This window comes from Anaerovirgula multivorans (assembly GCF_900188145.1).
Classification (GTDB): domain Bacteria; phylum Bacillota; class Clostridia; order Peptostreptococcales; family Natronincolaceae; genus Anaerovirgula; species Anaerovirgula multivorans.
Genome location: NZ_FZOJ01000017.1, coordinates 51564 through 77314 on the forward strand (window position 1 = coordinate 51564; position 25751 = coordinate 77314).

Genomic DNA, 25751 nt, shown 5'->3' on the forward strand with positions numbered 1-25751 from the left:
AGTAGATCATTTTTTCTTTTCGAATTGATGAATTGCATTTTGTCTTTCCACATATCCCACTACGGCATCCGTGTCATTTAATCAGTATTGTCGATTTTCACCACATGGATAGTAATGACCTCTTTTCATTGCTTATCACTTTTTCCTGTTAACACTTATAAAGCTGTCGTAGCTGTCGACATTGCTCACCGTAAGCGAAAATCTATTATCAGAATGTAATAAAGCCATCAGCTGGTTATCATTAAATGTCAGGTAACCCTCGATATAAAATTCCAGGTATAACTATGAACAGTTCTTGGTTTTCTCTTTTTCTTCAAAAATTATGGCAATAATTTAAAGTATCCTTGTCAAGTCTCAGAATATTAGGCTTAATATCCAGTTTACGACTGTTTCATCTTTTCCAATTGCAAATAAAGCATCCAACAAACTGTGCTGAATATTCAGATCATCAGGATATTTTTTATGCAAATCACCTAAAAAGCTTATTGCTTTCTCATATTCTTTATTTCGCACATACGCCTCTCCAAGACTCCACTGATAATCAGGGGCATCTGAATGATTTTCAGCTTTCTGACGCCTGTATTCTACCAAACCCTTCCAATCTCTCTTGTCAAAGAAATCAGCCTCAGCTTCCCATTCTTCCATGTCGTCATACTCGTCTTTATATTCATGTTCATTTCCCCATATTTCCTTCAACTTTATAATCCTCAAATTCATCTCTATATTGTTTCTTCAGCCTCTCAAATATTTTAGCTTGTTATCTTTCCTCATGTATCTGTCCATACCCCTTATCTTCAGGTTTTTCCTTGCTGCAATCAACTTCTATATCTCTTTTGGTGCTGACAACATAATGTGTAGCATACGCCTCTTCTATGCTTGAAACTCCAGATTTACTAAAGCGCAAAGGAATATTTTTGCCTTTTACGCCCCACCGATTATATGCTGTTCAGGAGGGCTTTAAATGATTCTGCCGTGCGAATGCTCTAAGTCCTTTTATTATTAATGCCAGCTTGCTCAAGCTGGTTTTACACACTTTCTCCAGGTACGGTACACGACCGAACTGCCAGTTTTCATAATCCTTTGCAGATAATACACCGATACCCATCAGCATATCAACAGGTGCTATATAAATTTTTTCTTTAAGAATATCATACGCTACTGAATGTACCTTTTGCTTTAATTTAATGTTATTCATTTTTTTACCTTACCCCTTTTCGCGGTATGCTTTTGGCAAATAATCCGGACGTTTGTAATGCCTGGGTAACCCCGCTTTTAAAAGCAGTATGCCGCGGATATTTACTTTTATATATCTCTATTAAAACCATCCCCTCCTGCTTTTTTTCCTGTTTGCTAAGGTCTCACCCATTGATCAGCAATCCTGCTGCTTTATGATAGCTACCCCTGTGCCCTATTTCATCCTCACACCTTTTAGATAAAATTCTTCTTGCTCTCTTGTCAGTTGTATAGACTCTTTTATGGTCTCAATAAGTATCCGATACTTTTCCATATACTCCTTATTAGCATTATAACATAAGATATCCGTGTACTTAGGGTTGTCTATCATTCTCTTCTTGACAAATTGCTCCAAACCCTCTAATCATCAGCTTTCACCTTCTCAACACTCGCGACGACCATGCGTTATGACTTTGGTGCGGATGCACTTTAGCGAGATTTTTTACTTTTCATATTTTTATTGTTTCGATACCAATCTCTATATTTTTTTCTACTTCCAATCCAATATGTTGTATTTATGTAATAATTCCTTTGCTAATTTCATCCCCTCTTCTGTAATTGCTACAGACTTGGATCGATGGCTGCCCTGCCGGATATAATCTTCCTTATCCAGTTCATTAATAATATCAAAATCATATCCCTTCCAAGCCATATCCAAGCTCAAGCCAAAACGGTCTCCTTCATTAAATCTTGTTAAATACATCAGCAGTATAGTCAATTCTTTAATTGCTTTTTCTGGGTTAGTTTTATCCATTTCAAATCTCTCCTTTATGCAGCGGAATAACCATTTATTCGTTTATTCCTCATTTAATTGCTCAAATTCTGCTTTAAATGCCCTTTTTCTGGGATATATTTTTTTATAGTGTTCTATCGTAAGCATTCTTCCATGTAACTTCCCATTTGACTCCAATGTTTCGCCTAATGCTGTTATCAGTACAGCTGCCTTATAATAGCTTTTCCGGTGATTTCCCCCTACAACAGCCTCAGTCCTTCTATCTACTTCTTCTTTCAGCCACGCAATATACTTTTCATATTGTTCATTTCTTAGAACTACTTTTTCTTTCCAGTCTAAAAATTGATCCGTGAAGCTTTTTGTATGTTCTTCAGTGAACCGCAGTCTGTATTCTATTCCATCTATCAATCGTTGACCAGCTTTTGTAAGCTTTTTATTCTTGTCTAATAACAAAATAAAAAGTGGTACTATAGTTCCTTTAAAATTGCTGCTCCAACCTAATGTCGTTCTATCTTTTTTACAATCTTCATAAATATAATCAAATTCTCTATTAAAAAACCGTAGAAGCTCTTTATGTTCCTTTGGAAGACTATTCAACATCATCTGTTTATTTTTATGATATCCTTCCCACATAGAATTCTCAGGTAGTGTTTTTGCATGCTGCACCGCTCTATCCGCTATATTCTGGTAATCCGAAAGCTCAAATAACCGTAAATAATGGTACAGCGTTGATTCAGAATAAAAAGCGGCTTCATAGCATTGATTAATTATATCAGTGTTTTCCAACTGTGCAGCAGCTTTTGCAGCTAGATCTGCAATGCTTCCCCGAATAATCAGCTTTTCAGGCAATACACTGATAGCCTCCATTCCCAGCTTCACACACTCAAACTCCTTTTTTTCATTTAGCAAATACTTGCAAGCATGTTGATATAAAACCGGATGCCTCGCCCATACTTCTCTGGCTGCTTCACATAGACGGCTGATACCCCCCTGATATATACATGCCTCCGACAGAAAACCTCCCGCCAGGTCGCCATCTGTATTTTTAAGAAAAGAAATCCAATCCTCCATAAATCTGTCTATCCCTTTAAGTTCTTCCGGTCCTATCGTAAGCATTTCTTCTACTTTTATGTTTTTACACATGTTCCATGAAAGATACCGGTACAGTGCAGCTGCTCTTTCTCCCCCTTCAGTAACCTGATATTTTGCATACATCATATTTAGAGCAATACGCTTTAAATCTAGAATTACCAATTTTTCTTCTACAAGCTCCTCCAGCTCCAGCTCACTCAACTCTTCAATATCCCTATCCAATGCCGAAAAAGTTATACTGCAAAGTAAATCATATAATGCTGCCGCCTGCTGATATTCTTTTTGGTGTAATAAGTCTTCCGCAATCTGAAATGCTCTAGAAAGTTCTTTTCCTATTTCAAAAATATCAGAATACTCATAAGTATAATCGCTACCCCAATAGCTTTCTCCATACTCTTCATAACCGCTGCACTCAAAATAGATTTCTGCATCTTCTATTTTTCTACACCAGTCTTCTAGCTCTTTTATCTCCTTTTTTATAGAAGTATCCGGACAATAATCTTGTTTTATGGTTAAGGAGTTTAAAAATATAATTCTCTGATTTTCTTTCGTAGTTCGAGCCATATTATGTATCCATTCAGTTTTTTCCATTTCAGACATAGACGATAGTTTTTCATCAACTGCTTTCATAAATTCATTATAATTCATTGCTTTTCTCATCTCTCTTCTTTCCAAGCCCTATTGTCAACTAACAAAGCTTGATATTTTTAAAGAAACTTCTCAAAGAAAATGGTAAGCTCATTGAAAATAATTATTTTTCTATACTCTTTATCAACTCATTTGCAATATTAGGACTTTCAAGTCTCATAATGCTTTCTTCTGCACTACCAAAACTTAATAGATTGATACTACCATACCATATGATTCTTTGATCAATAACTGCGAATTTCTGGTGGATATTTGATCTGAAAACCATAATGACTCCAGCATCTTGCAACAATTCAATCATAGATTGCAGAACAGTCATATCTTTGTCCTTAAAATCCTCAGGCGGTCTGGTCACTACGATAGCTTTCACCTTATTTCCTAATACAACTCCCAGGTATTGCATCATCTGTAAAGTACGCTTCTTCGTAATAAAAGGACTTACAATCAAAACTTCTCTCGCTGCATTCACAATATCATTTGTATATACTGGTAAAAAGTTGCTTTTGTCAAAAATAATATCTACTGACTCTGTTGCAATACTTTCACCTTTCGCTTTATATCCAATTGAAGCATATCCGGTAAGCCGTTTATTATACATCTTTTCAAGCATCCTTACATGAATATCTACATAATCGTAGATTTGTACTTCATTTTTATTTTCAAATAGTCTGTGAAGGCGTCCTGCATATTGTTGCAAAGTACCTTTCCATGATATGGGCATGGCTAAGAATAATGTGTCAAGACGTGGTTCATCAAACCCTTCCCCTATATATTTACCCGTAGCCACTAAAGTCAACTGCCTATCTATAGGTGTATTTGCTATTCGCTCGAGAATTTCTCTGGTATTCTTTGCACCCATTCCACCCATAAGGGATATCACGTCAGGAATTCTCTCATTCAGTTTCTTTGTAAGTAATTTGACATGTGCAGTTCTTTCTGTCAGAACAATGCAGTTCCTACCATTCTCATAACTTTTTACTACATCATCTATAATCTGCTGATTGCGCATTTCGTTCATAACGATTTCGGCATATAACTCCTGGATAGAGATATCTTTCTCATCTTTATCCAGGGGAGCTCGTAGAGATGTAAATCTTGGTATAATATAATGCTCAAAAGGTCTTTTTTCTGCTTGTTTTTTTGCATCATCTCTATACCGTATAGGACCGCACTGCATAAAAATAATAGGATGGTGTCCATCTTTCCTTGTTGGTGTTGCGGTTAGTCCATAAACATATCTTGCATTTACACTTTTTAGTATCTTTTCAAAGCTAAATGCTGAAACATGATGACATTCATCTACAATAACCATACCGTAATTTTTTACACAATCCTTTACTTCACCCATTCTATTTAACGATTGCATTACAGCTATATCAATGATCCCACTCAAGTTGTCTTTCCCTGCACCTAATTGTCCTATGATGCTCTTTGCCTTTTTTCTTCCTCTCTTTTTTCCGGCATCTGTATCTGGCAAAGTTTCATTTATAGTAAGAAACTCCATTAGTCTTTTTTTCCATTGTGAGACCAGATTGATTTTGTCAACGATAATAAGTGTATTAACTTTTCTTTCAGCAATCAGCTTTATCGCTACAACGGTTTTACCAAAAGCCGTTGTTCCGGAAAGTATTCCGTTGTCATATTTCAATAGCTTGTCCATTGCCAGAAACTGCTCATCTCTCAAAGTCCCATTGAATTCAATGTCAATACTTTTGCCATAGTTCGTTTTATCTATAAAATCAGCATCTATATTCAGTTCTTTAAATACATCTTTTAAATCAGCTTCGCATCCTCTTGGCAGACATAAATATTCTGCAGTTTCGTCAGAACACGAGATAATTCTTGGTAGCTTTTTTACTGATAATCTCATGGCTTGTGCTTTATAAAATTCGGGATTTTTAAAGGCTGCTAAACGCTTAAAATAATTTAGCGCTCTTTGAGAAATACCTGCTTTCGGAACAAAAATCATATTGGCTTTTACAATTTCAACAGTCTTAGGGAAATCATTTTTCAATAATTTAGATTTGCTTATTTCCCATGGTTTTTGGTCTTCTTCATCTTTTATTAATACGCCAAGTTCGTTTCCATGACATAGTTTTGATATCAGTATTTCAATATTATCTTCAGAGAGTTTTGGAATAGCTCCTAAAAATGCCCATTGATCGGGATACGGTTGATAATTTTCATCGATAAACTCACTGTTATTATTCTCTCTTGCAGCTTTTTGCAAAGGCAAAGCAATTAAGTTCCCCAAACCACCCTTTGGCATGGTATCCTGATTTGGAAAAAATCTGTCATAGGATGCAAACTTTATTTCATGCCTTTTACTCATAGCACAGGTAAGTAGTGCACTTCCAAATTTTCTTGCTAAAGCAGCAGGTATGGGACTCTTAAAGAAAAACCAGCCGTGGGCTCCTTTGCCTGAGCGTGAGCGTTCAACGGCTAATGGAATATTAAATTCTACACACACTTCTCTCAGTACAGAAATATCCTTTTGCCATTCTCCTCCATCAAAGTCTATGGCTAAAAAATAGCAGGTTTCATCAAGACACAGTGGGTATATTCCTACAACAAAATTATTACGCCCTCTCAAATGATTATCAACAACTTTTTCATTCAATACTGCATATGCCTTATAGGAACACTCACTACATTTACCCTTTGGTTTTCCGCACACTCCTGGTCTCCATTCATTCAAACAGGAGGGTGAGTAGCCAGCAGTTCCTTTCTTTGGATTCTCCCACCTTTTTGCATAAACATCCTCCCGACCCTTAAATAGTGTCATAAACATCTTTATTTTTTCCTCTGGATCTGACATATTGTTAATACTTGAATATAAAATATGATCAATTGATTCCTGCTGAAACATTTCACCTTCAGATTTATGCTCAGAAATTTCATCAGGAGCAGTTTTGGAGTTTTCAATGCCGAGTTTGGCTTTCAATTTTCTTATTTCTTCTTTTAAATTGTTATTTTCAACTAATACTGTTTCATACTTTCCAAGCAACTCTTCAAAGTTCATAACATCACCTTTTAAATACAGATTGTTACATATGTCTTCATATCATATTCTTCATTATTCAATAACATAATAACCTCCGGCTTTTTTACTTCCTCGTCTTTCAATTAACCCTCTATTAGTCAATATCTTTATCTGCTTTTCTATTGTGCTAATAGCACGGTTGTCTAATAAACTTGAAGCATCCTTTGCTTTAATTCCATGATTATTTTTTATTATGTCAAACAAGGATTTTAATCCGCTATTTAATCCATCATTTAATCCGCCTTTTTCTACTTTACCTGTGAATTCTATTGTATTTAAGAAAGGAAAAGCAACTCTAATAAAGTTTGGAGTTATTGTAAAAATTGAAGGATCGTATTTCTTTAGTATCCTTATCATACCTGAACCCAATTGTTCTACAAGATGAATATCTTTAAAAACTCTCATTAATTCTTTATTTCTTGGAGCAGAATAACCACTGAAGAACTCTTCCTCCGTCATTCCCTGAACCAGACCACCCGATGAAGTTATTTCTATCCTGTCTGAAAAATTTCTACTTTAGGTGGTATTTCATTTGAGTAATCATTGTGAACAATAGCATTAATCACAGCTTCTCTCAACGCAATTTTATCTACAAGATTTTTTTCTTCTCTTTCTTTTGAAGTTATTTTTGCAAAAGTTCGATTTTCCACTTCCAACTTATCTAATACGCACTTAGCTGCTTTTATCAACGAGCAATATCCGAATTCATTATTATCTATCAGCTCATATCTATCATCACCACTATATTTTGCCACTTTGATTGATGTGCCGTTTACATCGGCAAGCAGATAAGCAACATACTTATATTTGCCTTCATCCGTTAATAATTCTAAATTATTGACGAAATGCTCATTTAGATAAAATCCGTTTTCTTCATAAAATATTTTTAATTGTTCAAAGCTTAATTCTTGCTTTGGAGACTTAATTTTCCCAATAGAATTCCTTGTTCGTCCCGCAAACAGTTCTTCAATCGTATTATGAGACATTGATTCAGTTGAACTGCCAATACGGATGCTGCACGCTTTTGGTGACATTCCATATTTTTTTATATAATATGGTTTTTCAGGACCACTTGCTATATTGATTTTAATATAGCTCTTGCCTTTGTTTGTTTCACATATCACATCAAATAGACCTAATGTTGATGGTATAATATTGTTTTTAATCCGGTCCTTCACTTTCAACTGAACGTCATCCACATTCTCAAGTCCAATCAAATTGCCATCATCATCTATTCCAATATAAATGGTGCCACCCTCATGGTAGTTTAAGAAACCAACCACTTCCTTTTCCAATTTATCATTCAACTCACGTTTTAGCTCGATTCTATTGGTTTCTTTTATCTGAAAGCCACTCATGTTGGTAATCACCACTTTCTTTATACTTTATATTAAATATCCTTAAAAATGATTTTATCATATTATCCTATAATTTTCCATTATTAAGCTTTCAACTGTTCCTTCATTCTGTAAGGGCGATGAAATAATTAGCTCACTTATTTCCTCGATAAAAATGTGCAAATTTCCACATGCGGTGTTTGATGCGAAAGTAACCGCGGGCTTTCCATCGTATTTTGCGTAAGAGGACAAAATTTCAGTTTCCATTTTTGTCCCCAGTTCTGCAACTTTTTCATAGAAATCATCGCTGAATTTGATACCTGCTTTAAATACAAAAGTTAAAGCATATGGCATAGGATTACCGTCCTCATCCTTTCCACCTACGATCACTTTATCAATAAAGTTATCAAGAATATCACGGTCAAATTGGTCCATCTTGAGTTCATGGTTAAAAGCGTTTCTAAAACCTTTGATTCGAGTACTGATGGATTCTTCACCTTGAAGTGTTTCATATCTGTCTTCTCTTTGATCCCTGAACTCATTTAATTCTTTCTCAATTACATGATGCTTCTTGTTATAATCTGGCTCAGTGATTTTCTCTTCAAGCCGCATATCTAACAGTTTTTGAGATTTCTCTTCTAATTTCTTAATTTGAATTGTTAGATCTTTTACTTCATCTCTGAGACTATTCACATCTAAAGCTTCTTCGATATTATTTAAAAATTCATCAATATCTGTATCAAATAGCTTCTGTACTTTATTATACATTGTGACAAATGCCTCTTCCAACATTTCTTCTTTAATGCCTTTTGAATGCTCACAAACTTTACGTCCTTCTTTTATGCATTTGGCACATTGCCATGCTGGTTTTTCGTGATTCGTTCCATGGTGCCAAATTCTTCTAATCAAAGTACCTCCGCAGAAGCCACAAACACACATACTACTAAAAGCATGCATTCTACTGAATTTTCTCGAATCATGTTTTGTATTATACCTACTGCTTCGCATTCTTAAGATTTCTTGGGCTCGGTCGAACATCTCATCTGATATGATAGGCTCATGATTGTTTTCTTTGTAGAACTTCTCCCGCTCTCCCATGTTGTCCAATCTTCTATGGGTTATTGGATCGACAGTGAAAGTTTTTCCTTGTAACAGATCGCCTTTATACTTCTCATTCTTGATCATTGCTCTAACAGTGCTCTCATGCCATCTAATGCTTCCCTTTTTTGTCTTGTATCCTAATTTTGTCAATTCCTTTGCAATAACAAAGCAACCAGCTCCTTCAACATATCTATTGAAAATGTACCTTACGATTTCAGCTTCTTCTTCATTAATAGAAATGCTCTTTGTTTCAGGGTCATAGTCATATCCCAAGCAGCCATTATAACCAACCATCTCACCACGTTTCATTTTCATTTTAAGTCCCATGATAACATTGGCTGAAATAGATTCACTCTCCTGTTGTGCTAATGAACTTAAAATGACCAAAAGCATCTCACCATTCATGGTCATGGTATTGATGTTTTCTTTTTCAAACATGATGGCTACATTCTTTTCCTTTAGAAGTCGAACATATTTCAAGGTGTCCAGCGTATTTCTTGCAAACCTTGAAATGGATTTTGTAATAATCAAGTCAATCTTTCCATCAACAGCATCATTGATCATACGCTGAAACTCCATACGCTTGCTTGTCTGAGTTCCTGATATCGCCTCATCAGCATAAATATCTACAAGATCCCACTCTGGCTTTGTCTCAACCAGTTGTCTATAATGAAGTACTTGGGACTCATAACTTGTTTTTTGCTCTTCAGAATCTGTACTGACACGGCAGTAAGCCGCCACTCTCATTTGATTTTCAATGAAGCGACTTCTTTGTCTCCTTGAACTTTTACTCGGTTCAATTACCTTTACATTTGACATAGGTTTTCCTCCCTTTTTCAATATCTTTGCGATGATGTGAGTCTAGCATGACCTTTCTTAAAAGACCATGTTTCGTTTATTTTATTTTCCTGCACAATAAAGCAGCCTTCTCAAAACTTAAATCAGTTTAAGAAGGCTGCTTTATTTTATTTTCTACAATAATACTTATATTGAGCTTAATATGCGTATATTTGTAATTGTTAAAATAATAAAACCTAAGAATAATCTTAGGCTCTAGATATAAACTCTATCAACATTCTTAATGCATTAATTACATCATCATAGGAAATATCTTCTGCATATCTATAATCTTTAGTGTACTTCATCCATCTCGATTTCAATGAGTCACTTTTTTGAAGATCTTCAATTCTTTTTTCAATATCATTGAAGATGTGCGTGGTTTCTCTATGTTCTGTGGTCTTTCTTAAAGCTTCCATAAAAACCGAATCATCAAAGTTCTGAGTTTTAGTCAAAATGTAGACATCATAAAAATCTCTTGGTCTAGTATTTAACTCTCCCCTTCTTAGTATGGTTTCAACTTTTTCAGCCAGCACCGTTTCAATATTGTACGCCCACACGCCAATGGTGCCTTCTTCAAAAATCATCTTGAACAAATACAATACTTCTTTGGGTGTTATGGCATCACCTGTCGTAATGTCAATCTGCATTGGTGTTATGATCGTGTCATAATCCGCTTGTATACTTACCCTATATCCACCATATGCATCCTCATCCCTTATAGAATCAATCCCCATGAATGAAAATACAACATCATCGTTGACTTCTACACAACATATTTCATTAATGGCCTTCGTCAACGAGTCACTATTAATTGGATAATTTTTAATCGTTGCATCCATATCCATTGTTGCTCGATTATCGATGCCAACTAGTGCAGCAATCAACATCCCGCCTTTCAGGATAAACTTATCGTTATAATCTGATTTTGATAGTCTTTCAAGAAATCGTTCAAACATATAGTTCTGCAAAACAACTTGAGCAGACATATGTTTCTTCTTTGCAAGGTTTCTAATTTTTGCCTTTAAACTCATGGCTTTACGACTCATAGTAGCACCTCCAAGTAATTCTTTAGAATTGTTTCTATTTTAAGTTCTTTAGCATAATCCATAAGTAGAGAATAATCTGCCCGCTTCAATTTTACAAATCTCTTCAAAGCTTCATTTAATATTTGAATATCCACTCGGCTTCTGCTCCGGACGATATCGCATATTGTTCTTTCAACGTTATATACTTTTAAAGGATTACCAAATGGGGTATTTACATCGATTATTCCTAATTCATGTAAATCTTTCTTGATGTAATAAACTTTAACTCGCTCAGAAACATTCTCCACTACTTTATATCCACTAGGTACAGTTGCTGAATATTCAAATGGTGTCCTATCTGACAGTCCGTGTAAAAAAAGTGCCGTCTCATGTGAAAAAATAAGTTTAGGATATTTATTTTGCATTGCATACATTTCATCGTGAACAGCATCGGTCGAGACATAAATCCCTCTATCTACTCTTTTCAGTTTACCTTCAGCCACCAACATTGAGAGATATGTTCTTGGAATTTCATATTTATCAAGATCCGAACTTAAAATAGTACCGTGTCGTTGTTCAATTAGCTCTTCTAATTTTTTTAGGTAATTCATGACCATCACCCCACTTTACAAATATACTTATATTATATACTATTTAAGTATATTTGTAAAGACTATTGCAACTCCATAGAATAGACGCCAATCTTATGTTTTTTCTTTATAAAGAGCTTGATTTTTTCATATTCCATCATAGTAATCAGCTTTTTATTTGTTCGTTGATTTGTTCGTTGATTTTAGGGCCATAAAAAGGGCTTGTCAATATTTTATATCGAACACACGTTCGATGTCAAGATAAAGAAAGAGAACAGTCCGAACTATTGGACAGTTCTATACAAGCTTTGAATTCCAATATTCAACGTAGGCATCAAACCCCTCATACATAAAATCAATATGCTGCTCCATAGGAATAACATATGCTTTAAGGTGCTCTTGTCCCTCTTGCTTTGCTTTAGCCAATCTATGATGCCCATCAATTAAATTATAGCCTCTTGAGTAATAATCATTCGATATAGAAGGATATCCATGATGTAATCGATCCGGAGCAATTTCAGCTAATATTACCGGTCTCTTTAAATCAGCTGCTTTAATATAATCAGAGTTCATATCCTCATTACAAAAATACTTATGATACTCATTAACATCAATTTCGACAATTTGAAATTTTTCTGGAAACTTATCAATAAACTCAATAAGCTTTGTTATATGAAATTTAAATATACCGTTCGGAAAATATTCATCACCTGGTTCTAATACGTAATTTTTTCTATTAAAACTGACGTCTAGTTTTCTATTTATTTTCTTATCAATCATAACATCACCACTATTCTTTTAAGGTTACTGCATCAGCATCACTTTCAAAAGTTTTTTCCAAGAGATTAGTGCCATTTTCTAAAAGCTTAGACCATTCGTCGTCAGAGATTTTTTCCATGTGTTCAATTTCAAATCTACTTCTATCAAATACCCAATATTTTATGCTAGGAACTAAGTACCTTAGTAAGGCTAACCACTCAGCATAATTTATAGCAAGAGGATTTCCTGCCCCTAAGTAAACCTTGCCAACATTTGAAGCTGATGCAATTGCGTGTGCACTTAATAACATTGAACGATACTTAGGGTTTGATGAGATATTTGAAACTTTTTCTTCACCCTCGGTGAACGTTCTTATTAAGATATACATCCGCAAAATTATTTCTATAGTAGCAGGTGTTGTTGACATGGTAACAAAGTGGCGCATATCATACCCATGATGATACATCCACCCCATAAGCTGACTTATTGTAGCAGTTTTACCATTTTCTCTTTTAAAAGAACCAACATCCAATAATCTAAACACTGACGCAAACGGAGCAGGAAGCCCACGTTTCGTTGCGACATCTGATAATAAATGTAGCAATTGCAACACTAAAGCCTCAAGTAATCCTTTGCCTTCTGCAACACCTGTCACAATATTAATCTTACCATTTTTCATGGTTGTAGAAGATCCTCTAATTATATCTATTATACCAAAAACGAAACCTAAAATCGGGTCATGACCCGGCGTATCTATACGGTGACTCGAACCACCAGTGTTATCATAAGGTACTTTAGCAGTCTCTTCAAGCCATTTCTGTAACCATTCAGGTAACTCTAAGCTCTGTAACCATTTAGTTAAACTACTTCCTTTTTGTCCTATATATTTTCCACTAGTCATATCTTTAGGTATTGCAACAATGAAATGATCGACTACTGCAGCTAAAAATCCAGCTAACCCCACAAATAAATAATCCCATTGATCCCATTTATATTGCACTTTGTAGCTTTCCAATTTTATTTTATTTAAATCTGATTCACACAAGAAAGACTCATATGGAGTAAATAATTCAAGATCATTCTCTAAATTAAAAATCATGCATTTTTTTAGGTAGTGATCCCAATCTGTAAATTCAATCCTAGAATATTCTTTTACTAATTGATTCTGATAAGTTGTATAAATATTAGCAATTTCGGCATCTATATTATCTAGGCAGTCCAAGTCATCGCTTGACAACAAATCAATATCCGCTAAAACTTCATCTAATAGTTTTTGAGCATGTCCCACTTCCCGAGAAGTTTCATCACATCCCTCAAAGCTCTTTTCAACTGATTCTACTCTTGTATGAATAGTAGACAACATATGCTGTTGTGATGTAAAAATCACTTCCAAGTCTTTTAATTCTTTTTCTGAAATCATGCGTGAACCTCACGTTTCTTAGAGTTTTGAATTTGACGTAAATTCTTCAAAACATCTTGCAACTTTTTTATCGCCTCTTTATTTGCTTCAGCATCTTTTGCTTTCTCTTCTAATTTTTCTAGCTTATCTAATAGCATGTTAATGGTGTCTTGAAGGTTTTGTATTATTAATTGAGCTCTGCGTTCCTTTTGAAATTGATGCTTTTGCTTTTTTCTCTTACCACCAACATCAAACAACTTTGTTAACCCAATAAAAATAGCTGCACCTAGCACTATTGCAACACCAATTCCTGGTATCATTCCAAACCCCAATCCCACAGCCGCTAATCCACTAGTGATTCCTGCGGCACTCAATCCAATTACACTACCACTAAAATACACAGCAGCAACTGGTACTCCCACAGCACCTAGACCAGCAACGCCTGATTTTAAAGCATCTGCTGCATATTTATCATCAATTCCTCTTTCTGCAATTTCTTTTGCTTTTATAGCAAATTCTTTCATTTTCTCAGCCTGCATATCTGTAATATCAAATGACTCCTTGATTTTTTTTAACTCTACTTCTTGAAGTTGAGAAATATCATCATTGGCTATTGCCACTTCGATGGCATTCATATAGGCAGTGTACTTAATTTCATTGATGTCGTTATTCATTTCAGATATTATTTCTTCAAGAATTGGAGGTTGTAAGAAATAAGTTTGGACTTTTTGTTTCCCCTCAAGAGAAAATCCTGTAATATCCATCACTTCAAATATCTTTTTCAATTCATCTTTATCTAATTCTCCATCTGCATAAGCAATTGCAAATTGAATGCCATATAAATTTACTAACTGATCTTCATTAAATTGTACTTCATTATTCTTTTTAGACATACGAAAATCTCCTTAAATAGCTTTTTTCTATATTGATTCAACTATTGTTCACTTGCATTATCGAATCTACAATTTGTTGCTTTTACTACATTTCTGCTATAAATTTTTCATATCCAGATAGAGGTATTTATTCCCTATTTTTATAATTGCTATGGGTAACGGTAAATACATTTGCTCTACACTCGTACTGATCTAGCGTCTTATATTGATTGATAATGTGAGACTCATTAAATACAGTTACAGCAATACTATACTCAATTCTTGTAGTTCTAACAAGCTCATAAAGTGTTTGTAAATCCTCAGGGTTAAAGGCTTCATATAACTCAAGATCATTCAAATTATCAACCTTACAAAATTCTCTTGCCGCTTTGATAACAGCTTCATCTTTAATCACATGGACACCTATTAACAACATGGCATCATCTAACATATTATTAACCGTTGAAATCCATCTAATAAACTCAGATTCACTCCCTTCTTCGAATAAATCCAGATTCTTTAATATCCACGCTGGCCTGCTATTTTCAGATAAGTATGCTGCATGACTCGGAATTATACCACCACCATATCGGTGATCGTGTCCTATTAAAATTTGTGCTGTGAATGTACCCATTTATTTGTCCTCCTCAACTATGTTAATTCCACCACCAAAATACCAGTGATTTGTTTCAATAAACCCAATGAATTTTTCATAGAATTGATCTTCAGTTACAATTTTAGGAAGTGTAACACAACCATTAATCTCAATTTCATAGTAGTCTTCAATATTATCCTTTTCAGGATATAGAACCCCATGTAATCTTTCGAATGCATCCATGTATTTTTCTACTCGTTTTTTATCTTCTATGCTTGGGCTTTTAATACGTGAAAGATTCATGTTATCCTGCAAATCAGCAATTTTGACTCGACATGCTGTTTCATTTTTACTTATTCTATCAATAAATGTCCTGTAATCTTCTTGCTCTTTTTTCGTCAATAAATCTAAGATTACCAAAGCTTCCTCTGAAAAGCCTTCTTCTCTCAACTCATTTAATGATATATTCGTATCTTCAATAACATCATGTAAGACAGCACATATTTTTTCTAAATCTGAATTACAGCTTTGCATAACTTTTAAAGGATGTAATATATAGGGTTGTCCACCCTTGTCTAGTTGCCCATAATGGGCATTAGTTGCTATAAGTATTGCTTTTTCTAGCATTGACATCCCTCCTTGATTCATTCAAACTTCCTCCCAGAAATTTGTCGAATAATTTCACAAAAGCGTTCCCACCCATCTGGATACATATTACATCCATGTTTCTTAATATTTCGTCCTTTTCTAACGATTTCAATACTCCACTGGGTTCCATCAAGAATATGTGGATCTACATAGTTAGACTTCCAATTCAATAACTCAATAAGTTTAAGCTCTTCAATCAGCTTATTAGCAGTTGTATTCCGAAGCACTTTTGTATAAGTTTCTTCGTTTCCTCCACCAGAATGCTTCCATGTCAATTTTCTACTTATCAAATTGATTTCTACTTCATAATAACCGCCACATTTGGTTATATTCATAATCAATTGCCTGTTGTTTATTCCACTCATGTTCACAATCTTTACAATAATACTCAGGATCACTGCCCGTTATACAGCAACCTCCCAGCTTTATTTCACCTGCTTCAGCCTTTAGAAAGGCTTCATGTGTTGGCATTCCATATAAAATACCAAGAACATTAGTCGAACCACAATTTGGACATTTTTTATAGTTAATTGCCATTTCATCTCTCCTTAAAAAACAATGATTCAGATTCCCAGAATGATTCAGCTAGATCTAGAAATGACTTTAAACTTGTTCCTTTAAAATATAGTTTTTTGTAAGTTAAGCGTAAATAGAACCTGTGAGTCTCACTCTAATCGTTTTTCCTGATATTCTATTTAAGAAATCTTCAGGAATTACTCTTTCAACCGAATCTAAAAACTGTTCAATCATGACCAAATATTTTTCATTTTTGCCTGTAATAATATCTATCCAAATGCTTGGTCGATACCTTACTATAATCGATAACGCATATAGTAGGCATGTAGCTATAATTCTAAACTCATAAAGATCCAGAAAAATTGGAAAAAGCAGACGATGCCTCACAAATGGACTATTGTGGAGTGGCAACGATTCGTACCATGATTCATTTTCTTTGCAATCATACCTCACCCTATACATTAAACCATCATTTTCTGATCTAGCATATTGCACTTCTTTAAAATTAAATGGAAGACTACGTATCTCTTCAGCTGTTATTTCATAAGTCATATCTCTTAATAGTAAATAAGTTCCATGGTATGATTTGTTATTATTTGTAAACCTATTACCCGACATATCATGAACCACTTCAATACATTTAAATCTTTCATTAGTTATATGACCAAATATAATCTCCAATTCTGGTATCCTTGCAAAAAGTTGAATAATGCTACATGAATAAATATTATTAAGATCTGAAATGCTTTTAGGCTTCTTATTAGGATATTCATTTGTGTTTTTTCCGATAGAATCCATCCACTTTTTTACCGTTTTACCTCGTAAAGGTGATTAACTAATTATTCGATTTTTTCTCCATCAGCATTCCACTCACCGTCTTTGTTTCTATTGAATAATCTAAACCGTCCATTTCCGACAAAATAATATAAATCCAACTGACCACCTTTATAATGTTTTCTAGAACTGTGATTTACACAATCTGCATAAAGTTGGCATCGAATTGTACTTTTGTTGCAATCAGAATATTGAGTAATAACTTGTGAAATAACTTCTTTTGCAGTGAATATGCCATCTGTCCTACTTTCTAATACCATATCAACAGCAGTTTTTACTATTTGCTTTACAGGAATTTCTCCGTTCCATCCTGTGCTATTTGTTCTAAGACTTGTTGATTTTGAAATAGGGATATTTGATTTATCCATTTCAGTACTAATATAAAATTCACCATTACCAGCTTTAAAAACTTCATATTTCATGCAGTTAATGTCAATATTTCCACTACCACTTAAATATCTAACAACATCACGAACTGTTTTTGTGATTTCCTCTGCAACAATATACAATCTCAAGTTTTCATTAAACTTTGTAAGTTTTATCATTTCATCATCCGGATAAAATACTAATTGATGAATCTCTCTCAATTCCATACCTTGATACTGAACATCACGGTCATAATACTTCATTGCTAATACATTTAAGTCTTCATACGTAAGTCTCGATGCCCATGCTGCATATTCCAATATTTGGGCAACTACATCTCTTGGAGTTCGTCCTTTTTTAAGTTCTAAAATTACCACATCTCCATTAGAATCAATCCCTAGTAGATCTGGAAACTTTGTTGTCTCGTATGAAGTTGTCGACACCTGACGCCCTATCCACATAATGGTTGATGAATCGTCTTCAAATAGTACATGGGGACTATTTTCTAGCCAATTCTCGAAATCTTTCTCATAATCAATAGGCTCTTTATTGGCTTTTTCCATAAAGCCATCAGACAAATCTTCTTTTGTATAATTAAGTCTAAATAATCCCAAAGAAACACCTCCACATATGTTGCTCGATTCTTACCTTGCAATCCATTTCTCTATAAATTCAATATCCTTTATCGAACCATCTTCATTAAGAACTCCTAGATATACACCATCACCTTTACCGACAGTCCATATAGCATTAACTGAATTCATCTTATCAGTGATCTCATTATCAAATATGTACTTAGTAAAAACATCTTTGCCAACGCCATATTCATTTGCCACATAGGCAACCAGATAAACATCAATACAACTTGCACCAAACGTGCTCTTATCACCTGTTAAGATGTGGTTTCTAATCAGAGTCGGCCAATTGCTTTGCTTTGATTTGAATTTAATATATTTAGCTTAATGTCGTCAATATTATATGCCTTGTAACTTCTCTTTTCCCATTGCTTCAGCTGTCTAAAATCTCCATTTACATCCATTAACTTTGACAGCATGTTTTTCAGATTGCATACTGTTGGTATGACTTTATAATTTAAACTTCTACCCATAATCCGATCAGGCATTTTTTCAATTCTTTTACTCATTCAGTTCACCACCTATTTAAACAACTTCTTTAAAATATTAAAAATATCAAAAGACGTCCTATTATAAACCTTATTATATGCATACTTCTTCGGATTTCTAACCCATCCATATCCTCGTGGCATTTTCAGACCTGCTCTATGAACCACTTGCCTTTTGATGCTTGTTCTTGCTGTAATTCTCTTCTTTATACTTGGTATCCTTATTCCAAATTTCATTCACAACCTCCCTGTGCACTTCAATTAATATAACTCCAGATATTCACCAAATCGATCATTCGCATATAGCGGCAATGGGTACTTTGTAGAAAAGTCGAATGTCAGATTGAGTTTTCTCAAAGCATGAGATTTTGCTGCTAAAAGTAAATTTTCTTCTGGATCATCCGTTAAAATTACAAATTCCACAATTCGTTGTTTCGTAATCATTTTGGTCGCATCAGTTATTTTTGTTTCCTTTTTATTAACTCTGATTGTATCCGGTCTTGCCCCTACACTATAAAACACTTTATAGTCATTCGAGAAAAGTCCCTGATTTCTATTGATGCCTTCGGTATCATTTGCATCTTTAAAAATATTGTATTCTGGAACTTCACTTGTGGTATTCACACGAATCAACTTAAAATTCTCTGGATTTACTAACCGTAGATTCTCAACTTTCAGGTCACTATTCATCGCAAAAGGCCAATAAGAGCGTCTCAACGATGCATCGAAATAGAATAGATATTCTTTTGAATAATCGTTCAAGCTATTGAGTTGATCTGTAATCCATTGTTGGAACAAACCTTTGTCAATTTTCAGACCCTCGATGTTCTTCAAAGTATACCATTGAAGTTTTGGCAGCAGTCCACTTAATGGCAGCCATTCATTATCAGAAAGTCCACACACTTTATAGGTAACTTGACCATTTTCAATCTTCGACAAAACAATAAAATTTCCTCTCGAGCTCTTACAAGTTGACAATCCGAGAAACACTTGACTATCAAAACCATGTTTAAAATACTCATAGTCCATAAAGCCTGCAGCCGAGAAGAGATCATATAGCGAACTAACCAAGCGATATTTATCGTCTTTATCTTCTTTTTCGAAACCGTTGATAAATTGCGTTACTCTGCCTTGATCTTTAAACGCACTTCGAATAATCTTTTTGGGATCTTGATCCCTTACTTTGTCCTCACCTGATAAATGAAAAGCTTCAATATCTATAAGAGAAATGATATGCTTTGAATCATAATTGTCGCTTTTCAGTAGATCTTTAATCTCATTCTTTCTTAAGTTTCGATTTTTTTGCTCTGCTTTTGTGAGACCTCTACAAATATTCTCATTTCTAGTCACAAACTCTACTTCATATCCGTCACAACTCCGGTAATTATATTTATCAATTGGCATATTCAATGAAAGGATCTTAACAGCAAATTCTATGAATGCATCAATTAGTCTATCATTACTGGTAAATATTTCAATAATAATTTTATCTTCGTGTGGTATGAAAACTGGAGGATTTTCGTAGAATGATTTATCTGATTTTGTATCAATAAATTCTAAATCGTCATATTGATTATTCAATCCCTCAATATCTTCAAGGGACTTTTTCTTTTTTGTGATTGCTCTTCCATTTACATGAGCAACACCTATTAGCTCTCTCACAATTAAGTCAGGAAATAATGCTTTGAAAGCATTAAATATATCGAGTCGTTCAGGTAAACCGGCTCCATATTGGACCTTTTCTGTCACTTTATTATTTGTCAACAGAATAATGTCGTTTGAATCAGAAGAAGCGAAATCACTGTGCTCATTTGGATTAGTTATGGCTTCAAACAAATCTAATTTTAAAAGATTCGCAAATATTGAATCTGCAAATTCATTGAATTTATAGTGATTCTTCTCATCTCTTATGTACATTAACTCAACTAACTTTTTCCGTTTATTGTTGAGATATTCATTTTCTTTGTAAATATATACGCTGCTAGAGTGCTTACCTGGTATAAAGTTTTTTAACTTTTGAATATTAACAAGTGGTTTGCATACCCATACCTTTATACCAGTGTAAATATTCAAAAACATTTTGTCTGGAAATTCTCTATTATACACTAATCGAGAAGTAATTGCATATGAGAATCGTTCAACATCTGTCTTTTTAACAGGATAGTCAAAGGTCTTTGAAATTGCGAGAGCCTCTCTTTTCGTGCCTATAACAGGAAGGAATTCGAGTTCTCGATTGTTTAGCGAAGGCATCTCAATCTTGTGACTGCAAAATTCAAAATTGTATAGTTGTGGAATAAGACCAAATATGTCATATTTGTAAGGTTCATCAAACAAGTCTTTCGTCGTTATTTTAACTGGATTTTCAATCCTAAGTTCCGAGATTGACAAAGACTTTATCTCATTAACTAATAGCCATTCTTGTATTAATGACGTAACAGTCTCTGCACTTATTTCTTTTAATGAAAAGATCCAATATCTATCTAATCGAACATTGTTGCGTGTATAAATTACATAATCAATCGCTAAGGTTATTAGCTCTGATAAATTCCTAATTGGATATTTCAATTTCACACCATTATTAGAGTTCAATACGATATTAATTAGCTTCTCAGGCCATGAATACACATAGAGTTCTCTATCAAGGATGTTATTTTGATTTATTTCAAACTGATGTAATTGCAGCATTTGACTCTTCGACATTTAGTAAAGTTCCTCCTCTTCAATATCAATTATCACTTTTTCAAAATCGGTAATAGCCTTTGACAATCCAGCAAGATACTGTCCATAAAGCATTTGCCCAGTGTGGCTCTTAACCTCACCGAGGATTTCATCCCAAGCCTTCAACATACTCAAACTTGATGTCAATTCCTTTTTTAGAGTACTCACAAAACTACCATCACAGTAGAATACACGGCTATCGCATCCATTTCGCTGCATCCTTCCAACTGCTTGTTTCACAGGGATGAATGTATACCATGCCAAAACCGCCCTTTGTTCATTGTCTAAATGCTTCCAGAATTTTTTTTCATTAAACTCGCTTAACATTCCGAATGCCAACTTTCTCACTTCAGCTATAGTGTCATTTAAAGTGAATCCATTCTTCTGATATTTCTTGACCAAAGGCGCTACCACTGAGTTCAAAATACGATAGTTGTAAGTCAAATCATCAGGTGAAACATATGGCCTAATCAACATAAAAGCAGATCCAAAATAAGAATCTCCATTTTCATCAACGATATTATAGCCTCTAGATATTATCGATAACGGTGCAACAAGCACGTCAACAGAACTCATTTGTGGGATTTCTTCAATCTGTGATGTGTTAATCTCGTCATCCTTCAACTCATCGGCATTGCTCAATATCCGGTAAGACATATCTCGACCATTTAAGTAATCTCCAACAATCCTACACTGTTCATAGCTATTTACAATAAGTAATACCTTTCGATTGCTCCCGTGTTCCTTCCAATATCTCAGTTCAACTTTTATATCATTCAATAAAGCCTTGATTAATTCTAGAAGCTTTTCACGCTTTAGGAATCGGTCAGATACTCCAGAAATCCGAATTGGATTGCCATTCCTATCATATTTTATATTAATGAACTGATCGATTCTTCCTTCCACTTTCTCAGATTTCAATAAAAATGTAGGCTCCTCTTCGATGTGAAAGTGTGCAGAAGCTGGAGCATAACTCGTCCCTGAAAGTAGCACAACTGCTGGTCCATCTTGATTAAGTTCTCTCTTAATATATGGCCAATCTTCAATCAAAGATCTTCCGATGCCAGAGTAATTGAATAAGTGAACATTTAATCGGTTTTCATCATCCAAAATCAATTTGTATCCGAAAATATTACCAATAACCGACTCCGACAAGAGATGTACGAATTCTTTATTATAAAACTTAAACGGTGAAAAGATTGTATTGATTTCTGGCAATTTCATCGCTAAGTTCGCAATAGTACTATTCTGAATTCTGAAGTAATAATCAATCAAAACAATGTAAATGAACAACTCCAGTTTCTTTTTAAATAATCTTTCACGGTCGTACTTATCAGACTTCTTAATAATCAAATCATACTCTCTAATGTAATCATCGATGCTTTCTTCAATAATAATAGCTGCATTACCCACATTCGGGCACTTGGTGAACTTATCATATAAAACGAAAAGCTCATGGCTCATTAGTTCTTCATTAAGCCGTAACTCTTCAGATAGTGGTAAAAATGACTCTAGGCTACTTATAAATCTCTGACTTTCCTGACTTTCAGGATCAGCTAGATCTCCGACTACAGAAAAAAATAGTGATCTTGGCGTTATAGTATCTTCAATTAAATACTTTCTAAATGCCATTGAATTGATGATTAGATATTCCAATCGGTTCAATAACTGCGTTAAGTGAGGTTGATTAACAATCCAACGATGTATCTCAGATTCTAAATTGACTGCTTTATGTGATTTAAGCACCTCTTCGACTTTCTGAAATTTCCTCATGATAGATTCATTTCGGCCGTAAAAAACCTCACTCGTCATGAATTGATGATCAAAATCCTCTTGAACAGAATCTGCTTCGTCAATGAATATGACATCCAAACAGTCATGAAACAACTCATAATAGGTTCTTCTCTGTGGATCAATAATCTGATTCGCTTTAGATGCTAACAAAGAATGTGATGTTGTTATCCATACATCTGCTTTTTCTAAATCGATAAATTTTTTGAAATAACCACATTCGTTAAACAGCGGACAATTGTAATTCGATTTACTTCCGTCCTTCTTTAGGTTATTGCAAGGGTACTGTGATTCATTAATATCAACATCATTTGAGTAATGACTCAATAAACAATATCCTGTTAAATAGTCCAAAACAGACATGTTACTTCCACATAAATCATTAAACGACTCAGCTGAACTTAATTTTGAGTTGAGGAATCGTAGCCGGTGCTTGTCTATTTGCGTTGCACCAATAATTGGCGAAGCTTTTATGCCTAAATCAGTCAAAGCCTCATAGGTCTTAATAACTTCTGAAACATTCGGTACAACAATTCCTATTCGCATATCGCCATCTTTAAGCAATCTATATGTTTCCTGAATGATATACGTCGATTTCCCAGCACCTAGCAACCCAACGATATGGAGCAACCCCTTGTAACGCATTTCATTATCAAAATCATCGCATGAGCTAATTTGAATACTTGGTCTCTGAGCCCATTGGGGACCCAGCTCATGTTTAAAACCATCCCAATCAAACCCTAGAGGCAATACCTTTGTATTCTTTATACACTTACCTGCCAAGACTGGGCAAGAAGGAACAGCTCTAGTTCCAATATCAAATTCCAGCGATTTCGTTGTATACTTTTCGTCATATCCTTGTCCAGTTCTAATAATTCGATCATAACTCCCCTGACCCCCAATGAACTTTATCACCTTTTCTGAGGTATCAGTATATTTTTCTATCATCTCTTCATAATCAACGTCTCTATCAACAAAATAAGCTACATTGTTATTCCTAGTAACAACTCCATTAACGATAGTAAAATATCTGAATTTCTCTGGCACACTTAAGTATTCTTTCAAATCAACTTCAAACTGTTTTTTACTGTAGTACTGGTGATAATACTTTCTTAATATATAGAAAATGTGATCTACTTTATGATCATCACTTTTATAAAATCTTTTAAAATACTGAGTAAAATACAGGTTTGCGGATGTAATCTCAAATTCTCCAAGGGCACTAAACAAAGCATAAATGACAAATTCGAATCTTTTAAATACGCTTGTATCAACCCGAATTTCATTTTCATTAAAGATACTCTTAAATCGTGTATTATAACTCATTGATAATATCCCCCACCTCTTTGTATAACTCATCCTCGTAGATAACACGAACCTTATTGGTCAATTGACGCAGCTTCTTTCTAACCACGTTCTTATAATTGCCGCCCTTATAAAGGTGTCTTCTATGTTCCGGAATTACCAAATAAACATAATCATCTTCGCCGACACCTTCCATTTTGATAAATGCCTGATTATTAATCAGTGTTTCTACTAAATCATGCGGAGAAGCAAAATCCTTTACATCTATATAAATCGTTCCTGAGTCAAAAATTACTGAAATATCAAATTTATCGATCTCAGGATAGAGCAATATTTTCTCATCCCCATATAGTTCACATAACTGATGATAAATCCTATGTTCTGATATCCCAGGAAGTAAAGTATAAGTATATATCCCACGCTTTAATTTCCTATACTTGAATTCTTCGTTCACTGCTAGGCTTTTAGGCAATAGTGATTCTTTATCACGGTAATACATACACATATCAGTACATCTGAATTCTTTTAAAATATCGTTATCTAGCAGTTTGCCACATACTGGACATACATAGTTATCTTGACTCTTCAAATTAACAGCTTCATACCAATCTCTAATCTTAACAATAGCATCAGATACGTTCGAATATTTTCCAACCAAATTCATAATACGATCTCCGGTTAAGCAATAATTGGAAGCGTTAACGAAAGCTCTAACTTCAGAATACATTTCAGCAATCATTCTGTTTCCTGACTTCTTGAATTCTCCCCTACACTCAAGAAGGAATTCTTTGACTAAGTTCTGATCGACATCATCATTTCTAATGCTATTATCATACCAATGTCTAATGTCTGAATCCACGCGACCATTTTCATCAATAATTTTATAGTTCTTAAAGTTATCATCTACTTCAAACCCTAGTTCATAAACCGGAAGCGTTTGAATTCGATCTATAAATTCACGAATGTTTTTCGGTGGAGCTATATTCGTATGATGGATCAGATAGCTGTTTAATCTATTAACTACAATCTTTGAATCTTCCGGCATACGCCTGTATTCCTGTTCCCATTCAATCATCGTTCTTATAATACTAATCAATAAATCATACGATTCACCTGTCAAAGTGGCCACTCCTTCCGATGTTAAAATATTCCTCTTTAATTTTATCACATATATTGTCCTAAT

Annotated in this window: 25 protein-coding genes; all 25 read right to left on the minus strand. The window is 34.4% G+C overall.

Features of this window, described 5'->3' with window-relative positions; all coding sequences use genetic code 11:
• Positions 1-354: 354 nt before the first annotated feature.
• The 25 genes from CHB72_RS15905 to CHB72_RS16020 all read right to left on the minus strand — a co-directional run bounded on the left by CHB72_RS15905 (position 355) and on the right by CHB72_RS16020 (position 25688).
• The gene (locus tag CHB72_RS15905) at positions 355-696 is read right to left on the minus strand and encodes a tetratricopeptide repeat protein (protein WP_089283871.1); all 342 of its coding nucleotides are present in this window, start codon (positions 694-696) and stop codon (positions 355-357) included.
• A gap of 250 nt (positions 697-946) precedes the next feature.
• A complete protein-coding gene (locus CHB72_RS15910) occupies positions 947-1195 on the minus strand; it encodes a hypothetical protein (protein ID WP_242975159.1) in 249 nt (82 codons plus the stop codon).
• A gap of 528 nt (positions 1196-1723) precedes the next feature.
• Positions 1724-1987: a DUF6429 family protein gene (locus CHB72_RS15920; protein WP_089283873.1), complete on the minus strand. Its 264-nt coding sequence runs from the start codon at positions 1985-1987 to the stop codon at positions 1724-1726.
• Between the two features lie 42 nt (positions 1988-2029).
• The gene (locus CHB72_RS15925; protein ID WP_089283906.1) at positions 2030-3706 is read right to left on the minus strand and encodes a hypothetical protein; all 1677 of its coding nucleotides are present in this window, start codon (positions 3704-3706) and stop codon (positions 2030-2032) included.
• A 103-nt stretch (positions 3707-3809) separates the two neighbouring features.
• Positions 3810-6728, minus strand: coding sequence for a TOTE conflict system archaeo-eukaryotic primase domain-containing protein (locus tag CHB72_RS15930; RefSeq protein WP_089283874.1), 2919 nt, complete (start codon positions 6726-6728; stop codon positions 3810-3812).
• Positions 6729-6782: 54 nt separating this feature from the next.
• Positions 6783-7208 carry a putative DNA binding domain-containing protein gene (locus tag CHB72_RS27420; protein ID WP_242975160.1) on the minus strand — a complete coding sequence of 142 codons (426 nt, stop codon included), beginning with the start codon at positions 7206-7208 and terminating at the stop codon, positions 6783-6785.
• A gap of 32 nt (positions 7209-7240) precedes the next feature.
• Positions 7241-8107, minus strand: a complete 867-nt coding sequence (locus CHB72_RS15935; protein ID WP_242975161.1) for an AlbA family DNA-binding domain-containing protein — start codon at positions 8105-8107, stop codon at positions 7241-7243.
• A 57-nt stretch (positions 8108-8164) separates the two neighbouring features.
• A complete protein-coding gene (locus CHB72_RS15940; protein ID WP_089283875.1) occupies positions 8165-10006 on the minus strand; it encodes a recombinase family protein in 1842 nt (613 codons plus the stop codon).
• A gap of 227 nt (positions 10007-10233) precedes the next feature.
• Entirely contained in the window at positions 10234-11073 is an 840-nt protein-coding gene (locus CHB72_RS15945; RefSeq protein ID WP_089283876.1) for a nucleotidyl transferase AbiEii/AbiGii toxin family protein, read from the minus strand.
• Positions 11070-11663: a type IV toxin-antitoxin system AbiEi family antitoxin domain-containing protein gene (locus CHB72_RS15950; protein WP_176431414.1), complete on the minus strand. Its 594-nt coding sequence runs from the start codon at positions 11661-11663 to the stop codon at positions 11070-11072. Before CHB72_RS15950 ends, CHB72_RS15945 begins: the two co-directional genes overlap by 4 nt.
• A 276-nt stretch (positions 11664-11939) precedes the next feature.
• Positions 11940-12422, minus strand: a complete 483-nt coding sequence (locus CHB72_RS15955; RefSeq protein WP_089283878.1) for a ParB/RepB/Spo0J family partition protein — start codon at positions 12420-12422, stop codon at positions 11940-11942.
• 10 nt (positions 12423-12432) lie between these two features.
• The gene (locus tag CHB72_RS15960) at positions 12433-13821 is read right to left on the minus strand and encodes a hypothetical protein (protein WP_089283879.1); all 1389 of its coding nucleotides are present in this window, start codon (positions 13819-13821) and stop codon (positions 12433-12435) included.
• Positions 13818-14693 carry a hypothetical protein gene (locus CHB72_RS15965; protein WP_089283880.1) on the minus strand — a complete coding sequence of 292 codons (876 nt, stop codon included), beginning with the start codon at positions 14691-14693 and terminating at the stop codon, positions 13818-13820. The genes CHB72_RS15960 and CHB72_RS15965 overlap by 4 nt, the downstream gene beginning before the upstream one ends.
• 127 nt (positions 14694-14820) lie before the next feature.
• The gene (locus CHB72_RS15970) at positions 14821-15306 is read right to left on the minus strand and encodes a hypothetical protein (RefSeq protein ID WP_089283881.1); all 486 of its coding nucleotides are present in this window, start codon (positions 15304-15306) and stop codon (positions 14821-14823) included.
• Complete coding sequence (locus tag CHB72_RS15975; protein WP_330397059.1) at positions 15307-15894, minus strand: hypothetical protein; 588 nt, start codon at positions 15892-15894, stop codon at positions 15307-15309.
• Between the two features lie 17 nt (positions 15895-15911).
• A complete protein-coding gene (locus CHB72_RS15980; protein ID WP_089283882.1) occupies positions 15912-16250 on the minus strand; it encodes a hypothetical protein in 339 nt (112 codons plus the stop codon).
• On the minus strand, positions 16219-16452 hold the full coding sequence (locus CHB72_RS15985) for a hypothetical protein (protein ID WP_089283883.1): 234 nt from the start codon (positions 16450-16452) through the stop codon (positions 16219-16221). Before CHB72_RS15985 ends, CHB72_RS15980 begins: the two co-directional genes overlap by 32 nt.
• 102 nt (positions 16453-16554) lie before the next feature.
• Positions 16555-17229, minus strand: coding sequence for a YaaC family protein (locus tag CHB72_RS15990; RefSeq protein ID WP_089283884.1), 675 nt, complete (start codon positions 17227-17229; stop codon positions 16555-16557).
• 41 nt (positions 17230-17270) lie between these two features.
• Complete coding sequence (locus tag CHB72_RS15995; RefSeq protein WP_089283885.1) at positions 17271-18245, minus strand: DUF7669 domain-containing protein; 975 nt, start codon at positions 18243-18245, stop codon at positions 17271-17273.
• A 30-nt stretch (positions 18246-18275) separates the two neighbouring features.
• Positions 18276-18467 carry a hypothetical protein gene (locus CHB72_RS27070; RefSeq protein WP_207652582.1) on the minus strand — a complete coding sequence of 64 codons (192 nt, stop codon included), beginning with the start codon at positions 18465-18467 and terminating at the stop codon, positions 18276-18278.
• A 74-nt stretch (positions 18468-18541) separates the two neighbouring features.
• Positions 18542-18775, minus strand: a complete 234-nt coding sequence (locus tag CHB72_RS27075) for a hypothetical protein (RefSeq protein WP_207652583.1) — start codon at positions 18773-18775, stop codon at positions 18542-18544.
• Between the two features lie 12 nt (positions 18776-18787).
• Positions 18788-18991 (minus strand): hypothetical protein, encoded by a 204-nt coding sequence (locus CHB72_RS16005; RefSeq protein WP_089283886.1) that lies wholly within the window; start codon positions 18989-18991, stop codon positions 18788-18790.
• A 24-nt stretch (positions 18992-19015) separates the two neighbouring features.
• Positions 19016-21454 carry a pPIWI_RE module domain-containing protein gene (locus CHB72_RS16010; RefSeq protein ID WP_089283887.1) on the minus strand — a complete coding sequence of 813 codons (2439 nt, stop codon included), beginning with the start codon at positions 21452-21454 and terminating at the stop codon, positions 19016-19018.
• A complete protein-coding gene (locus CHB72_RS16015; protein WP_089283888.1) occupies positions 21455-24589 on the minus strand; it encodes a hypothetical protein in 3135 nt (1044 codons plus the stop codon).
• Positions 24579-25688, minus strand: a complete 1110-nt coding sequence (locus CHB72_RS16020) for a restriction endonuclease-related protein (RefSeq protein ID WP_089283889.1) — start codon at positions 25686-25688, stop codon at positions 24579-24581. The genes CHB72_RS16015 and CHB72_RS16020 overlap by 11 nt, the downstream gene beginning before the upstream one ends.
• Positions 25689-25751 lie beyond the last annotated feature (63 nt).

Coding starts and splice junctions, on each gene's coding strand:
- CHB72_RS15935 (WP_242975161.1), bottom strand. CDS start 8,107: ATGAGTGGCTTTCAGATAAAAGAAACCAATAGAATCGAGCTAAAACGT.
- CHB72_RS15970 (WP_089283881.1), bottom strand. CDS start 15,306: ATGGGTACATTCACAGCACAAATTTTAATAGGACACGATCACCGATAT.
- CHB72_RS15945 (WP_089283876.1), bottom strand. CDS start 11,073: ATGAGTCGTAAAGCCATGAGTTTAAAGGCAAAAATTAGAAACCTTGCA.
- CHB72_RS15960 (WP_089283879.1), bottom strand. CDS start 13,821: ATGATTTCAGAAAAAGAATTAAAAGACTTGGAAGTGATTTTTACATCA.
- CHB72_RS15965 (WP_089283880.1), bottom strand. CDS start 14,693: ATGTCTAAAAAGAATAATGAAGTACAATTTAATGAAGATCAGTTAGTA.
- CHB72_RS27075 (WP_207652583.1), bottom strand. CDS start 18,775: ATGAGTAAAAGAATTGAAAAAATGCCTGATCGGATTATGGGTAGAAGT.
- CHB72_RS15920 (WP_089283873.1), bottom strand. CDS start 1,987: ATGGATAAAACTAACCCAGAAAAAGCAATTAAAGAATTGACTATACTG.
- CHB72_RS16005 (WP_089283886.1), bottom strand. CDS start 18,991: ATGAAATTTGGAATAAGGATACCAAGTATAAAGAAGAGAATTACAGCA.
- CHB72_RS15990 (WP_089283884.1), bottom strand. CDS start 17,229: ATGGATTCTATCGGAAAAAACACAAATGAATATCCTAATAAGAAGCCT.
- CHB72_RS15925 (WP_089283906.1), bottom strand. CDS start 3,706: ATGAATTATAATGAATTTATGAAAGCAGTTGATGAAAAACTATCGTCT.
- CHB72_RS16015 (WP_089283888.1), bottom strand. CDS start 24,589: ATGAGTTATAATACACGATTTAAGAGTATCTTTAATGAAAATGAAATT.
- CHB72_RS15940 (WP_089283875.1), bottom strand. CDS start 10,006: ATGTCAAATGTAAAGGTAATTGAACCGAGTAAAAGTTCAAGGAGACAA.
- CHB72_RS15975 (WP_330397059.1), bottom strand. CDS start 15,894: ATGCTAGAAAAAGCAATACTTATAGCAACTAATGCCCATTATGGGCAA.
- CHB72_RS15980 (WP_089283882.1), bottom strand. CDS start 16,250: ATGAATATAACCAAATGTGGCGGTTATTATGAAGTAGAAATCAATTTG.
- CHB72_RS16010 (WP_089283887.1), bottom strand. CDS start 21,454: ATGTCGAAGAGTCAAATGCTGCAATTACATCAGTTTGAAATAAATCAA.
- CHB72_RS15930 (WP_089283874.1), bottom strand. CDS start 6,728: ATGAACTTTGAAGAGTTGCTTGGAAAGTATGAAACAGTATTAGTTGAA.
- CHB72_RS27420 (WP_242975160.1), bottom strand. CDS start 7,208: ATGACGGAGGAAGAGTTCTTCAGTGGTTATTCTGCTCCAAGAAATAAA.
- CHB72_RS15985 (WP_089283883.1), bottom strand. CDS start 16,452: ATGGCAATTAACTATAAAAAATGTCCAAATTGTGGTTCGACTAATGTT.
- CHB72_RS15955 (WP_089283878.1), bottom strand. CDS start 12,422: ATGATTGATAAGAAAATAAATAGAAAACTAGACGTCAGTTTTAATAGA.
- CHB72_RS15910 (WP_242975159.1), bottom strand. CDS start 1,195: ATGAATAACATTAAATTAAAGCAAAAGGTACATTCAGTAGCGTATGAT.
- CHB72_RS15950 (WP_176431414.1), bottom strand. CDS start 11,663: ATGAATTACCTAAAAAAATTAGAAGAGCTAATTGAACAACGACACGGT.